Origin of the sequence: Campylobacter concisus, from assembly GCF_003048985.1 — a bacterium.
GTDB classification, from domain to species: domain Bacteria; phylum Campylobacterota; class Campylobacteria; order Campylobacterales; family Campylobacteraceae; genus Campylobacter_A; species Campylobacter_A concisus_AY.
Window position 1 is genome coordinate 246,320 of record NZ_PIRS01000002.1, and the last position, 12,705, is coordinate 259,024.

Below are 12,705 nucleotides of genomic sequence, written 5' to 3' on the forward strand. Positions count from 1 at the left end.
AAATAGCATAACAATATTTTATTTTTATTTTTTATTGCGTTATGCTATTATTTCATAAAAAAATAAAGGCTAAAAAATGGATAAAAACGAATTTCAAAACTTGTTAAATAAAGCTGGTATCAATAAAAAACGACTTAGTGAATTATCCAACATCCCTTACACAACCGTTAATGCTTGGGGGTCACGCACTCCATATCCACCTTATTTAAAATTTATGCTTGAAAATTACATTAAATCGCTTGATATGGATAAAATCGTTGAGGTAGTTAAGCCCTACACTGAAAACAAAGAGGATTAATATCATCTTGTAACGAGTTCGTCCGTTACATGTAACGTTACACGTGTTACTCTCTAGGGTGTCATCACAACTGACCCCCTTTAAAAGCTACCGGTATTTAATTCCCCTAGCTTTGATCTTAGCTCTAGTTGCGTAAAATACAATATTCTTTAACATTTAGGGGCGTTTTTGATCTAACTAGATACGCCCTTTTAAAAGCTACCTAAATCTAACTTACCCAGATCAAAGCTACCGCCTAGAATAGGGCTTTTATGCTCTTTCTAATTTCGCCTTTTGGCTTATCTTGCTCGTTTTTTTAACCGCCGACCCCGATTATTTTTAGCCCTCTTGATAATTAATTTTTTCATTTAAGGATAAGGGGAGATTTTTTGTAACAAAAAGGTCATTGTAGGGTAGTTTTTTAAGGGCACACTATACGTTCGTTTTCTTAAATCGTGATTTTCGCTCGTGCGCGGCTTGCGTGCAAAGCTCTAGCCCCTCGGTGCTGGCTTTGATTTTTGATTTTAAAAGATAGACGAAAAACGTTAAAAATATGGCAAGCGGTGGCAATCTCTGCAATACCCTTTTTTATGAAAACTTAAGCAAGCAAAAAAAGGGCTGTTTTGGCTTAAGGTTAAAAGCCGTTTTCATTTTTTTGTAAAGCGATGAGGTAGATTAAATCTAGGTCATCTTTTAAGGCTACCTATATTAAATATAGCTAGCTTTTACGTTTCACTTTCAAGGCTCAAGCGTTGATAATAGGGTTATTTGGGTTTCATTATTAGAGCTAGTTAAACGGATAGCCTATTTTTAGGGGTCGGCTCGTGTCCTTAATTTTAAGGGGACGGACAAAGCTCATATTTAAGGGCTTTGCTACGTAAGCCAAAAATTAGACTAACGCATAAAACATCCGTGCGTTGAGGTAACGAGCCAAAATCTCGGCTGGTTATGCTCTTAGCTCTCTTTTGTTCTCTTTTGACTTGTAGGGCTTGATTATGCCTTGTTCTTTGGTGGTCTTGTCTAGTATGGATTTAAACTCATCTAGGGCGTAAGGGAGTTGTAAATTTAGCCTTTGCTTGAGAGGCAAGGGATTATCTTTGCTTTTAGGATTTATGCTTACTACGGCTTCGGCTCGGTAGATAGGCAAGTTTAGATTATTCTTTTTTGCCTTGTCGTAAAAATACACTCTACTTAATACATCGTTGTTTTTTAGATACTTGGTATTCTCAAAGCTAATAACCTCATCGCAAAAGTGGTCAAGGTTAAAGGGGCTATCCTTATCAAAACATAAATCAATCGACGAAACGTTATTAATCACGCCTAGAAGCTCCGCTATTAAGTTTTTTGGTGGTGGTGTCTTGTTATACTGCCTAAGTCCATAAACTTCAAATAACGCCTTTTGTGGCTCATTGCCTGCGTTTTTTAATGTAGCGTAGAAAATAGGCAAGTCACTAAGAGCATAAATATTAACTATTTCATAATCTCGAAACTCAAAACGGCGTTCTATCTTGACGGCTTTTGCTGTTTGCTTATCCAGCTTTTGCCATTTTTTGCCATACTTTCGAGCGACTGACTTTAAAAGGTCGATTTTTTTATGGGTCTTTTGAATGATAGTTTTTTTGAAAAATGTAGCCCTTATCGTATCTATGTAAATTTTGCTCTCGGCTGTGTTGATAATGCTCTCAACTTCTGCTAAAATATCCACGTTTGTAACCTTGTTAAGGGTGGCTGACTGCTCCACCCTTTTTTACTCAGCTATCTACTTTTAATCGCATTTATTAATTTTTCGGCTAGCTTTACTTGTCCCCTTGGCGTTATTAGGGGTCTAAAGCTTAGACACCGCTCGCCGTTTGGTTTTGTAAATGGTCGCGGTTTGCGTCTAAAATAGCCCATATTTAGATATTTTTGCAAAGGTTCGTTATTAAACATTAAAATCCCTAGTTCGCGCATTAGAGCGAATAAGCGCGTTCCGCCTATGTCTATACCCTTATCTTTATCGCAAAGGATTTTCGCATAATCGCCTATTTTAATACTGCCTTTACTGCTTTCAATTGTCTTAGCATATTCAATATAAGGCTTATTTTCTATCGCCTGAGCTTCGAGGCGGTTATTTTCCTCTAGTGTGTCGGCGTATCTTAGGGCTAGCTCTGCAAGTGAGCGAGGATTATCTAAAAAATCTTGAATAGTAGTAGGGCGGTTATTAGGCGACAATATAAAATCGCTCGCCCAGTCCCTAAAGGCTATTGTCTGAGGTGTTTCTTTTAGCTTAAAGCCTAGAGTTACCACGCCTTTTTTAGTCCAAAAAGTCTGCATTGCATTACCTGTTGCATTTTGCAACAGATAAAAATGCACGTTCTCTTTAAATTCATTTCTAGCTTTTTGGGAGCGGATAGCCTCCTCACTTACGCCAAATCCGTCTGCGACTTGCTTATTAGACAAGCTCCACGTGTCTTGATACTCCAAAACCTCTAAATCTAAATTATTAAACGTTACTATTGCTTTCATCGTTGTATCCTTGCTCCGTTAATTCTCTTATCTGCTTTCTTAGGTTTTTGTTGATGTAAAATAGGTCGTAAGCCATATTTATTAACCCTTGTGGTGCTTCTTTCACACTAGAAACGCCATAAGCTCTTAAATGGCTAGTAAATTCTTTTATTTTTTTCGGCTCGATAGCGATTATCGCTCCGCCTTTGCCTGCTGTTGTTATTTCTAACCTCATCTTATTATCCTTTCTTGCGTTGAAGTGCATTACTCGACAGCTTAAAATTTAGCCGTCGGATTTTGTCCTCTAGCTCGTTAATCTCTCTTGCTAGCTGTAGCGATGTATCGTAAAAGTTAAGGGCTACATCTAGGGCGTCATCGGTCTGCTTGCTAGTTTCGCCCTCTTTTATGGCTTTAAATAGGCTAGGGTTACGCTCTTTTACTATTAGCATAAAGCCTAAGTAAAAATCCTCTTCGCTCATATCGTCATATTTTGGCGTGTAGGCGTTCATCTTTCGCCCCCTTGTGGTAATGGTCTGCCCTCGTTTTGTCTTTTGTTAATAAAGGCTTCTACCTCATCTCTTTTAAAGCGTTTTGTAACATTTGTGAAAAAGATAGGTTTCGGAAAGTCGCTTAATTTCTTGTATCTGTAAAGTGTTGATACGCCTACGCCTAAAAGCTCGGCCGTTTCTTTTGAGCTTAGTAATGTTTTATCTTGCATTGTTTATCCTTTTTGATAATTTTTCAAAATAATTAAGCCTGAATGCTTGCAAGCTTGATGTGCTTAAATTGATTTGATATGAGAATATTAATAAATAAAAATGTTAATAGCTAGTGTAAAAGTAGCGTTAAAATCGATGCTAGAAAAATAAAAGATGTTTGTTTTTTAATGTAGATTTTTAAAAAATTTCATTAGTTTTAATGTAAAAAATAAATTTCTTACATCAAAAGCAATGTAAGAAATTTTTAGAGGTATTTTTTATGCTTATTTGTCGGATTTAAGCCGTATATTTGGTTTATTGTTAAAAATATTTCTTATGGTAACCCTTAATTGTTCTATTGCTTTGGCTAGCTCAAGAGGGGACGAAAAGGATTTATTTTTTACACGTTCTAAAGCACGATGAAAAGACCCATCAAATTTACGATTTGCTATTGTTGGATTAATCTCCCACGGCGTATTTATACCTATCTGACATTTTAAGCTGTGTATTAACTGATTAATACAACGGTTATCTCTATTTAACATATTAAGACCAAAAGAGCTTAATTTTTTTTCTCGTCTTCATCATAAGTAAAAAAACTCTTTTTAATATCTAATAGCATATCAATAGCTTTTTCGGCTTTTTTGCGTGCATAGTCTTTTTCTGTTTGTTTGCGTTTCTTTTTATCGGCTATTGCTTCTAAATCCTTAAGATAAGAATGTATTAATATTTTAATACTATGACGCACCGTAATAACTTCGCTTGTAATAATATCCCCTAAAAATATTAAACTTTCTTTTAATTCGTAAATACTAGCTTCGTTTTTAAATTGTGGGTATTTGTTAAAAAGTCTTAAAATTATTTGTAAAACTTCATCTTTTAATAACACTTCTCTTTTTGGTGGTTCTGGTATCTTAAATCTTTTTATTTCGTTAAAATTTACTTCTAAAATCTTTTTTTCTAATAATTCATCTAAAGGATTTTTGTTTTCTGCATTCATTTATTCCCCTTTCACTTCGTCCAGATAATCACTCCACCACTGCATAAGCTCCGCCCTCTCGTCCAGCCTTTGGCTTCGGTCGTAAATTGCTTTTACACTGCTTCGCTCTTTGTGGTCTAGGCAAAGCTCTATCACGTCACTACTAAAGCCGTGATTTTTGATGTTTTCATTTAGTAGCGTGCTTGCTGTTGTGCGTAAGCCGTGAAATACCATCTCATCGCCAAAGCCTAACCGCTTAATCGCCTGGTTGAGGGTGCTATCACTTAGCGGTCTTGTCGCACTTATGCCACTAGGAAAAACAAAATCGCCCCTTTTGTGCTCTAGCATTGTTTTTAAAAGCTTCTTAACCTGCTTACTCATTGGCATATAAAAAACTTCTCTTAACTTCATCGCCTCGGCTGGGAATGTGATTAAATTATCCTCAAAATCTACGTATTGCCATTTTAGTTCTCTTACGTTTGCACTACGTAAAAAGGTATGCACGCCAAATATTAACGCCTGCTGAGTGCAAAACGAGCCTTGATAGTCCTGCATTGCTCTTAATAGCTCTTTTAGCTTGCTTGGCTCGGTTATTGCCTTGTAGTGGTTATTTGATGAGGTCTTAAAAGTATCATTAAAAATAATATCTCGTGTTGGATTGTGTTCGATGTAGCCCTTATTTACTGCCAAATCTAAGATTTTACGGAGTAGCCTAAAAGTCCGCTCTGATGTTTCGTGTGTTATGCCCTTTTTGATTTCTTGTGCTTGTATCTGCTCGATTACTTGCATATAATCTCTACGCTTTAGAGCGGTTATCTCTTTACTGCCTAAATAAAAGATGAGATGATTTTTTACACGCCCTATTTGCTTCTTAGTCGATACGAGGCTTTTGCTCTGCTCTTTGTCTATCCACTCATCGGCTACATCTTTAAACGTGATAGCCTTTTGCTTGGCCGTGGCTGTCTGCAAGTCCTCGCCCCTATCTCTTAGCCTCTCAAGCTCCAAAGCTTTCGCTCTTGCTTCTGCTAGCGTGATACTTGGGTATTTGCCTAGCCTGATTTGTTTTGTCGTTCGCTTTTCGTCGCTATCTTGATATTTGAAATAAAATGTTTTGGTGGTTTCTTTTTGGGTCTTGTATGCAAGCACGTATAAAAATTTTACTCCGTCATCTTTTACCCACTCACGATTTTTATTTTTGAGTATAAATTTTTTTAGTGCCAAATCGTTCGCAAAGCTTGCCATTTCGTAACCCTTGTTTTTGAGTGTAAAAAGTTAGAAAAAATATTTTTTTACACTCAGATATACACTCAAAAGAGTGATATTAGGTGAAATGCAATGATAAGAGATGAGAGCTTAAAAAGTGGTAAAAGCCCTAAATTTGGGCTTTAAAAAGCTTTTTTTGATAAGGTTTGAAAACCCCTGAAATCGTCTGTTGGTGGAGTTAAGCGGGATCGAACCGCCGACCTCTTGAATGCCATTCAAGCGCTCTCCCAGCTGAGCTATAACCCCAAAAAAGATTTGGTATTTTATCTTTTTATGCCTTACAATATTTTGAAATTTACATTTTGCAAAATAAATTTTTAAGCAACTTTTGGGTAACATTGCAATTTTTAACGCGGGAATAGCTCAGGGGTAGAGCACAACCTTGCCAAGGTTGGGGTCGCGAGTTCGAATCTCGTTTCCCGCTCCATTAAGTTTTGCCCGAGTGGCGGAATGGTAGACGCAAGGGACTTAAAATCCCTCGGTAGTTTTTACCGTACCGGTTCAAGTCCGGTCTCGGGCACCACCAAAAAGTGGCGACATGGCCAAGTGGTAAGGCATGAGCCTGCAAAGCTTTGATCCCCGGTTCGAATCCGGGTGTCGCCTCCAAACTTCAAAAATAACCAAACTAAAGGGTTAACAATGAAAAAGTTACTTTTAATAGTATGCGTGGCATTTTTTGCGGTAGGTTGTTCAAATACTTGGCACGGCGTAAAAGAAGATACTCACAACGCCAAAGAATGGACTAAAGAAAAGATCAATGACGGAGCTAGTTACGTCAAAGAAAAAACAGAATAATTTTTAGTGGTTATAGCAAATTTTAAGCAAAGTTGGCTATAATCACAAATCTTTAATTCGGGAGATGGCTGAGCGGTCGAAAGCGGCGGTCTTGAAAACCGTTGAGGTGTGAAAGCCTCCTGGGGTTCGAATCCCTATCTCCCGGCCACTTCAAATTTTAAATCGCTTTTTAATTTTCAATCATTTTTATTTTTAATTTTTTAGAATTTGGGCTCAACATAACTTAATATAAACATGACCCGTGTTAAATTGTGGCAGAAGCTGTGTTCTTGGAAAAGATAAAAATAGCAGAATTTTAATCTCAAAAAAATGTGAGAATAAAGTAAATTTAACGCTTAGATGAAAATATACAAAAGTTACCTTGACACTAAAGAGCAAAAGGCAATAAATGTGCCTTGCCAGATGGCGAAACAAGCGTCATTTTAAGTAATAGCAAGGTCGCTGTAAGTGCCATAAAAGAGAGCGTCTTGCCAGAGGGCAAAAACGTAGAGGTTTTGACGATACAGTCCATTAAAGGCCTTGAAGCGCAAAATGTCATCATCCACAACTTTTTGCCGTTTTTGCAAACCATATATAAAAATGAAAGGGCGCTTTTTTATAGAAAAATTTACGTCTTACTGACTAGAAGCCGTGAAAATTTATACATCTCGCTGCCTAAAAATTTGGATGAAAATTTGCCAGATGAGATAAGACAGGTAATAGAGGTCATCAAAAAATACGCAAGCATCACGCAAGATCTGCCACCGAAAAATGAAGAAATAAAAGAGAAATCAAGCCTAAAACTAGCCTCTATAAGGCCAGTTTTAAGGGGTGTAAAAGAGGTTGGTGAGCTAGTGGTGACGGGCAGTCAGCTCTTTGCCATCATAGCTGGGCTATTTGCATAGTAAATTTTAATGGCAGCCGCAGCCACAACCACATCCGCCGCTTTGTTTTATCGCGTCAAAAACTGCGTCGTAGTTTGGCTCCTGGGTCACTTCAGGGACGATTTGTTTGTGGATGATGACGCCATCTTTGATGACAAAGATCGCTCTTGCAAGTAGGCCTTTTAGCGCCCCGTCGCTCATTAGCATGCCGTAGTTTTGGGCAAATTCGCCGTATCTAAAATCGCTTCCCACACGCAAATTTGCTATGCCTTCAGTCGTGCAAAATCTCCCCATCGCAAATGGCAGGTCGTTTGAGATGATGCTAAGTTTTACGCCGTGTTTTCCAGCCACTTTTTCGTTAAATTTACGTGCTTCTGCCGCACAAACGCCAGTATCAAGAGAAGGCAAACAGACAAGCACCTCGATGCCGTTGTTTCCGCCCACGCTAAATTCGCTAAGATCTTGCGCTACGACTCTTGCCTCAGGCGCATAAGAGCCGACAAATAGCTCATTTCCGCTTAAATTTACCTCACTGCCTTTAAATTTTGTAGTTGCCATGATTTCTCCTTATTTTTTAGCTTTTTTAAATGCTTGATCAAGGTCGGCTATTAGATCATCGACGTTTTCGATGCCGATGGCTAGACGAAGCAAATTTTGCTTTATGCCGATCTTGTCTAGTAACTCTTTTGGATATGCCTCGTGCGTCATCGTAGCAGGCCTGCAGATAAGGCTCTCTATACCACCAAGGCTCACTGCTAGATCAAAAATTTCTAGCGCTTTTACAAATTTATTTACATCATATTTTTCATCAAGCTCAAATGATATAAGAGCGCCGATATCGCTTGCTTGAGCCGCTTGCATCTTGGCCTCTTGCTCGCTGTATGAGCCAGGGAAATGCACCACGCTAACGGCGTCATTATTCTCTAAAAATTTGATGATTTTATGGGTATTTTGCGTTTGTCTATCAAACCTAACGCTAAGCGTTTTAAGCCCACGTATTAGGTAGTATGCATCCATCGGGCTGATGATGCCACCAAGCGTGTTTTTGGCAAATTTGATCTTTTCAGCCAAAGCATCGTCGTTTAGCGTGACGATACCAGCGATCACGTCAGCGTGTCCGCCGATATACTTTGTAGCGCTATATACCACGATGTCAGCTCCGTGCTCAAGCACTTTTTGATAATAAGGCGTCAAAAATGTGTTATCCACGATGACTAGAACGCCCTTTTTGTGAGCGATCTTTGAAATTCTAGCGATATCAGTCACTCTTAAAAGAGGATTTGAGGGAGTTTCGATGAAGATAGCTGCCACGTCGTCGCTTATATCATCTTCGCTTAAAAAATTTAGATCATCTATAAATTCACTCTTTATGCCGTGGCTTTCAAAAACGCTCGTGACATATCTATATGTGCCGCCATAGACGTTGCTATTTAGCAGGACTTTTTGCCCTGTTTTTATAAGGCTAAGTGCAGCTGCAGTTGCTGCCATGCCTGAGCCAAAGCTAAATGCGTATTTGCTGCCTTCAACCTTAGCAAAGATATCATCAAATGCCTTTTTTGTAGGGTTGTTGCCGCGTGAGTAGGCAAATTCTTGAAAATTTTCAAGGTCATCTTGCACGAATGTGCTAGCTAAAAATACTGGCGGAACGACCGCTTTGTTTGGGTTGTTTTTAGCTTCGATGCCTTTTACGATGAGAGTGTCTAGTTTCATAAATTTCCTTTTTAAAAATTTACGAAATTTTACATGATAAAGATTAATTTTCCCCAAACCCACCCAAAATATAGCCAAATCAGTAAGTGGTAGTAAAAGTGCTTTTTAAATTTGCATTTGTAAGATTGCTAAGACTAAATTTAAGCTTTTGCCTGGTCTTCGCAAGCCACCAATATATGGTTTTTACTCGCTTTTGGCTAAATTTTTACCATAAATTTTACTCTACTAGATCAACCGCCCAGTTTGCCTCCTGAAGCTTCATCTCAAGCTCTCTGATCTCTTTTGAAAGTGCATCTACTTGCTTTTGAAGTGCGCTCACATCGACTGTGCTTAAAATTTTGATCTCGCTGTTTGAGTAAAGATCGACCTTTTGACTAGCACTCGTGGCAAACTCCCTAAGCACGTTTGCTTTTAGCACCAAAGCGTCCTTTTTAGCGATCATCTCAGTGAGGCTCATACCATCAAATTTTGCGCTTGCGTTTGTTAAATTTATAGAGCAAATGAGCGTAAAAAGCTCGCTTGTTAGCTTGTCAAGCTCTTTTAAAAGCAGATTTGGATCCTCGCTTGGACTTTCATTCTCCTGCGTTTTTGCATTGCTAAGTAGCCTAACTTTTAGCTGTTCGATGCGCTTTTGCGTGTCAGATCTTAGGATGAGAGCCTGAGCTAGTTTCATCATTTTTCCTTTTTGGGTATTAAATTTTTAAATCATCTTAGTATCTTTTGGGTTATAATTGATTTAAAATTTTATTTAAGGAAAAGCTATGAAGTACGATTTTGACACATTAGTAAGCAGAGAAGGCACCAACTCATCAAAATGGCGTATGAAGAGCGATGTTTTGCCGATGTGGGTTGCAGATATGGACTTTAAGGCCGCACCTGAGATCTTAAGCGTCTTGCAAAAGCGCCTTGATAACGGCGTCTTTGGCTACTCTTTCATCCCAAAAGAGTGGAACGAAGCGATAAATAGCTGGTGGCAAAGACGTCACAATGTTAGCTTTGAAAACGAGTGGATGTGCTTTTGCACTGGTGTCATACCAGCTATCTCAACTGCTATTAGGAGATTTAGCAGCCCAGGAGATCAAATTTTAGTGCAAGCGCCTGTCTATCACGTCTTTTTTAACTGCATCAAAAACAACGGACGTGAAATTTTATCAAACGACCTCGTCTATAAAAATGGCTCTTACGAGATCGACTTTGACGACCTTGAAGCAAAGCTAGCCCAGCCGCTAACTACCATGATGCTTCTATGTAATCCTCACAATCCAATAGGCAAAATTTGGGACAAAGAGACGCTTAAAAAGATAGGCGAGCTTTGCTATAAGCACGATGTTTTGGTCATCAGCGATGAAATTCACTGCGACATAACTGATCCTGGGCTAAACTACGTGCCATTTATCAGTGTGAGCGAGGAGTGCAAAAACAACTCCATCACGTGCATCTCGCCTACAAAAGCCTTTAACATAGCTGGCCTTCAAAGCTCAGCCGTCGTCACGCCAAACGAAAAGATCAGATCAAGGCTAAATGCCGCTATCAACTACGATGAGGTCGGCGAGGCAAATGCCTTTGCGATCATCGCCGCAATCGCTGCATTTAACGAGGGCGAAGCGTGGCTTGATGAGCTTAGAGAGTATCTTTTTGAAAATAAAAAGGTCGTTGCAAACTTCATAAAAGAGCAAAATCTGCCAGTGAAGCTCCTACCATCGAGTGCGACCTATCTTTTGTGGCTTGACTGCAGTGCGTTTTGCGAGGATTCGAGCGAGTTTATGAATTTCTTGCGCGATAAAGCTGGACTTTGGCTAAATGACGGCAACGCTTACAGAGGAGATAGATTTTTCCTTCGTATGAATATCGCAACGCAGCGCGAAAGGGTGCTTGAAGGGCTAAAACGCTTGCAAAATGGTATAAATTTATACACTTCAAAGAGATAAATTTTGGCTGGGTGGCTTTGAAATTTAAGCCGCCCTTTCTTGATACAAAATATCTACTGGGGGCATTTTTGACCCTCACATTTCTTAAAAACCAAAGTAAGTATTACTCGTAAAATTTAAAGTCTAGCGAACCTATGCTATTTTTTGGTCGCCTTAAATTTAAGCATGGAGTTGTTTAGTCATAGCAAGACAGCTTGTAAAGCTAGTTTTTTACTATTTTATTTTTTTTCTAGCATGCCTTGGAGTGCCAACAAGAGTGTCTTGATCGCGTTTGGGGAGTTGTTTTGAAGTTTTAAGTAGCTTTGGATCATATTTAAATTTGAAATAGAGAAATTTAAGAGCAAGATATTGCCGTTGGTTTTGATTTGCGTTAAATTTAAAGCAAAAAGCCTTTGAACGCGAATGTTTAGAGGCATTTTCAAAGCAGTAAAGACCGCGATCATTTTGAGAGTATCAGGGTGGTTTTAAATTTAAAGGCGTGAAGTTGTTTTATAGCGCTAAATTTAAAGTAAAAGCCACCACACCAAAGGGTGGTAGCTAAAACGAGTATTTTATGTCATTTCAAAGCTATAACCATCGCGCCTATTGATTACTAAATTTAGCAACTCAAAAGAAATTTGAAAGTGAGATATCTTGTGCCAGCTTTAAATTTAAGAAAACTCGCTTGGTAAAACGAGATTTTAAGCCGTTCGCATTATCTTTTTAAAAGTGAGTTTGCTGAGAAATTTGATGATTTTAAAATTTATAAAGCAGAAATTTAAAGGCGGGGGAGCTCCCGCCAGATATTATTTATGTAGTTCTTTTGTGTAAAACTCAACTGAGCCAAGACCCTCTTTTTGTGCCCACTCGTAAGCTTGGCTTACAAATTCCCAGTTTATGTTCTCATAAAATGTCTCTAGGTATTTTGGACGAGCGTTGAAGTTGTCGATGTAGTAAGCGTGCTCCCACACATCAACTACTAGAAGCGGCACTTTGCCATCGCTCACTGGAGTTTTTGCGTTGCTAGTTTGTACGATCTCTAGCTTTTTGCTGCTTGGGTCAAATACAAGCCATGCCCAGCCTGAGCCAAAAAGCGTTGTAGCTGCTTTTAAAAACTCCTCTTTAAAATTTGTGAAATTTGCCTCGATCGCTGCTTTTAGCTCGCTTGACATCTCGCTTTTTTTAGCGATGCAGTCCCAGTAAAAGTCGTGGTTATAAACTTGAGCTACGTTGTTGTAAAGGCCGCCTTCGCTATTTTTTAGAATTTCATAAAATGATGCGTTAGCAAATTTTGTATCTTTTATGAGATTGTTTAAATTTGCAACATAGGTTGCGTGGTGCTTGCCGTAGTGGTATTCACAGGTTTTAGCACTTACTACTGCATTGTGGTTTGCGTCAAACGGAAGTTTTCTTAATTCAAACATAATAATTCCTTAATAATAAAATTTGTTATTTCGCATTATAGCCACAAAAGATTAACAAACAAAATCTTTCAAAATTTAAGCCAAAAATAGGGCGTTTTTTATAAAAGCTAATTTTTTCATTTATAAATAATGAGCGAATTTATTTGATAATTTTATGGTTAAAAGAGTGAAAATTTATATCCTAAAATAGCAAATTTGGCTTTGCAAAAGAGAGAAAAGTAAATTTAAATTTCTCTAAATGTAAAAAATAATATAAAAATATGTGTAGAAACGTAACAGAAATGGACTATAAAAATGATAAATAA

General features: G+C 38.2%; 16 protein-coding genes and 5 tRNA genes. 8 read left to right on the forward strand and 13 right to left on the reverse strand.

Annotated features, from left to right (window positions below; genetic code table 11):
- Positions 1-76: 76 nt before the first annotated feature.
- Positions 77-298 carry an acyl carrier protein gene (locus CVS91_RS02620; RefSeq protein WP_107830127.1) on the forward strand — a complete coding sequence of 74 codons (222 nt, stop codon included), beginning with the start codon at positions 77-79 and terminating at the stop codon, positions 296-298.
- A 925-nt stretch (positions 299-1,223) separates the two neighbouring features.
- Here the strand turns inward: CVS91_RS02620 and CVS91_RS02625 are convergent.
- From CVS91_RS02625 to CVS91_RS02660, 8 genes are all read right to left on the reverse strand, one after another.
- Complete coding sequence (locus tag CVS91_RS02625) at positions 1,224-1,982, reverse strand: aspartate carbamoyltransferase (RefSeq protein ID WP_107830129.1); 759 nt, start codon at positions 1,980-1,982, stop codon at positions 1,224-1,226.
- Positions 1,983-2,032: 50 nt separating this feature from the next.
- Entirely contained in the window at positions 2,033-2,782 is a 750-nt protein-coding gene (locus CVS91_RS02630) for a phage antirepressor KilAC domain-containing protein (RefSeq protein ID WP_107830131.1), read from the reverse strand.
- Positions 2,760-2,996, reverse strand: a complete 237-nt coding sequence (locus tag CVS91_RS02635; RefSeq protein WP_107830133.1) for a hypothetical protein — start codon at positions 2,994-2,996, stop codon at positions 2,760-2,762. Before CVS91_RS02635 ends, CVS91_RS02630 begins: the two co-directional genes overlap by 23 nt.
- A 4-nt stretch (positions 2,997-3,000) precedes the next feature.
- Entirely contained in the window at positions 3,001-3,270 is a 270-nt protein-coding gene (locus CVS91_RS02640; RefSeq protein ID WP_107830135.1) for a hypothetical protein, read from the reverse strand.
- Positions 3,267-3,479, reverse strand: a complete 213-nt coding sequence (locus CVS91_RS02645) for a helix-turn-helix transcriptional regulator (RefSeq protein ID WP_002940639.1) — start codon at positions 3,477-3,479, stop codon at positions 3,267-3,269. The genes CVS91_RS02640 and CVS91_RS02645 overlap by 4 nt, the downstream gene beginning before the upstream one ends.
- 542 nt (positions 3,480-4,021) lie before the next feature.
- Complete coding sequence (locus tag CVS91_RS02650; RefSeq protein WP_107830137.1) at positions 4,022-4,459, reverse strand: hypothetical protein; 438 nt, start codon at positions 4,457-4,459, stop codon at positions 4,022-4,024.
- On the reverse strand, positions 4,460-5,680 hold the full coding sequence (locus tag CVS91_RS02655; RefSeq protein WP_107830139.1) for a tyrosine-type recombinase/integrase: 1,221 nt from the start codon (positions 5,678-5,680) through the stop codon (positions 4,460-4,462).
- A 191-nt stretch (positions 5,681-5,871) separates the two neighbouring features.
- Positions 5,872-5,947, reverse strand: a tRNA-Ala gene (locus tag CVS91_RS02660).
- A 106-nt stretch (positions 5,948-6,053) separates the two neighbouring features.
- Here CVS91_RS02660 and CVS91_RS02665 point away from each other — a divergent pair.
- The 6 genes from CVS91_RS02665 to CVS91_RS02685 all read left to right on the forward strand — a co-directional run bounded on the left by CVS91_RS02665 (position 6,054) and on the right by CVS91_RS02685 (position 7,380).
- Positions 6,054-6,128, forward strand: a tRNA-Gly gene (locus CVS91_RS02665).
- 9 nt (positions 6,129-6,137) lie between these two features.
- A tRNA-Leu gene (locus tag CVS91_RS02670) sits at positions 6,138-6,224 on the forward strand.
- Positions 6,225-6,233: 9 nt separating this feature from the next.
- Positions 6,234-6,307, forward strand: a tRNA-Cys gene (locus tag CVS91_RS02675).
- Positions 6,308-6,340: 33 nt separating this feature from the next.
- On the forward strand, positions 6,341-6,496 hold the full coding sequence (locus CVS91_RS10270) for a hypothetical protein (protein ID WP_021083823.1): 156 nt from the start codon (positions 6,341-6,343) through the stop codon (positions 6,494-6,496).
- A gap of 58 nt (positions 6,497-6,554) precedes the next feature.
- Positions 6,555-6,644: transfer RNA gene (locus CVS91_RS02680), tRNA-Ser, on the forward strand.
- Between the two features lie 247 nt (positions 6,645-6,891).
- Complete coding sequence (locus CVS91_RS02685; RefSeq protein WP_199906220.1) at positions 6,892-7,380, forward strand: ATP-binding domain-containing protein; 489 nt, start codon at positions 6,892-6,894, stop codon at positions 7,378-7,380.
- A gap of 6 nt (positions 7,381-7,386) precedes the next feature.
- On the opposite strand, the gene tpx is transcribed toward CVS91_RS02685, so the two are convergent.
- The 3 genes from tpx to CVS91_RS02700 all read right to left on the reverse strand — a co-directional run bounded on the left by tpx (position 7,387) and on the right by CVS91_RS02700 (position 9,742).
- Positions 7,387-7,917, reverse strand: coding sequence for a thiol peroxidase (gene tpx / locus CVS91_RS02690; RefSeq protein WP_107830141.1), 531 nt, complete (start codon positions 7,915-7,917; stop codon positions 7,387-7,389).
- A gap of 9 nt (positions 7,918-7,926) precedes the next feature.
- A complete protein-coding gene (locus CVS91_RS02695) occupies positions 7,927-9,069 on the reverse strand; it encodes a trans-sulfuration enzyme family protein (RefSeq protein ID WP_107830143.1) in 1,143 nt (380 codons plus the stop codon).
- A 217-nt stretch (positions 9,070-9,286) separates the two neighbouring features.
- Positions 9,287-9,742 (reverse strand): DIP1984 family protein, encoded by a 456-nt coding sequence (locus tag CVS91_RS02700; protein WP_107830145.1) that lies wholly within the window; start codon positions 9,740-9,742, stop codon positions 9,287-9,289.
- 88 nt (positions 9,743-9,830) lie between these two features.
- Here CVS91_RS02700 and CVS91_RS02705 point away from each other — a divergent pair, with 88 nt between their 5' ends.
- Positions 9,831-10,997, forward strand: coding sequence for a MalY/PatB family protein (locus tag CVS91_RS02705; protein WP_107830147.1), 1,167 nt, complete (start codon positions 9,831-9,833; stop codon positions 10,995-10,997).
- Between the two features lie 218 nt (positions 10,998-11,215).
- Here the strand turns inward: CVS91_RS02705 and CVS91_RS02710 are convergent, their stop codons facing one another.
- Both CVS91_RS02710 and sodB read right to left on the reverse strand, forming a co-directional pair.
- Positions 11,216-11,413: a hypothetical protein gene (locus tag CVS91_RS02710; RefSeq protein ID WP_107830149.1), complete on the reverse strand. Its 198-nt coding sequence runs from the start codon at positions 11,411-11,413 to the stop codon at positions 11,216-11,218.
- Positions 11,414-11,782: 369 nt separating this feature from the next.
- Entirely contained in the window at positions 11,783-12,400 is a 618-nt protein-coding gene (gene sodB / locus CVS91_RS02715; protein WP_107830151.1) for a superoxide dismutase [Fe], read from the reverse strand.
- Between the last annotated feature and the right edge of the window lie 305 nt (positions 12,401-12,705).

Excerpts from the sequence above, each read along its gene's own strand:
- CVS91_RS02620 (WP_107830127.1), top strand. The coding sequence starts at position 77 with ATGGATAAAAACGAATTTCAAAACTTGTTAAATAAAGCTGGTATCAAT.
- CVS91_RS02630 (WP_107830131.1), bottom strand. The coding sequence starts at position 2,782 with ATGAAAGCAATAGTAACGTTTAATAATTTAGATTTAGAGGTTTTGGAG.
- CVS91_RS02635 (WP_107830133.1), bottom strand. The coding sequence starts at position 2,996 with ATGAGGTTAGAAATAACAACAGCAGGCAAAGGCGGAGCGATAATCGCT.
- CVS91_RS02640 (WP_107830135.1), bottom strand. The coding sequence starts at position 3,270 with ATGAACGCCTACACGCCAAAATATGACGATATGAGCGAAGAGGATTTT.
- CVS91_RS02645 (WP_002940639.1), bottom strand. The coding sequence starts at position 3,479 with ATGCAAGATAAAACATTACTAAGCTCAAAAGAAACGGCCGAGCTTTTA.
- CVS91_RS02650 (WP_107830137.1), bottom strand. The coding sequence starts at position 4,459 with ATGAATGCAGAAAACAAAAATCCTTTAGATGAATTATTAGAAAAAAAG.
- CVS91_RS02655 (WP_107830139.1), bottom strand. The coding sequence starts at position 5,680 with ATGGCAAGCTTTGCGAACGATTTGGCACTAAAAAAATTTATACTCAAA.
- CVS91_RS10270 (WP_021083823.1), top strand. The coding sequence starts at position 6,341 with ATGAAAAAGTTACTTTTAATAGTATGCGTGGCATTTTTTGCGGTAGGT.
- tpx (WP_107830141.1), bottom strand. The coding sequence starts at position 7,917 with ATGGCAACTACAAAATTTAAAGGCAGTGAGGTAAATTTAAGCGGAAAT.
- CVS91_RS02695 (WP_107830143.1), bottom strand. The coding sequence starts at position 9,069 with ATGAAACTAGACACTCTCATCGTAAAAGGCATCGAAGCTAAAAACAAC.
- CVS91_RS02700 (WP_107830145.1), bottom strand. The coding sequence starts at position 9,742 with ATGAAACTAGCTCAGGCTCTCATCCTAAGATCTGACACGCAAAAGCGC.
- CVS91_RS02705 (WP_107830147.1), top strand. The coding sequence starts at position 9,831 with ATGAAGTACGATTTTGACACATTAGTAAGCAGAGAAGGCACCAACTCA.
- CVS91_RS02710 (WP_107830149.1), bottom strand. The coding sequence starts at position 11,413 with ATGCCTCTAAACATTCGCGTTCAAAGGCTTTTTGCTTTAAATTTAACG.
- sodB (WP_107830151.1), bottom strand. The coding sequence starts at position 12,400 with ATGTTTGAATTAAGAAAACTTCCGTTTGACGCAAACCACAATGCAGTA.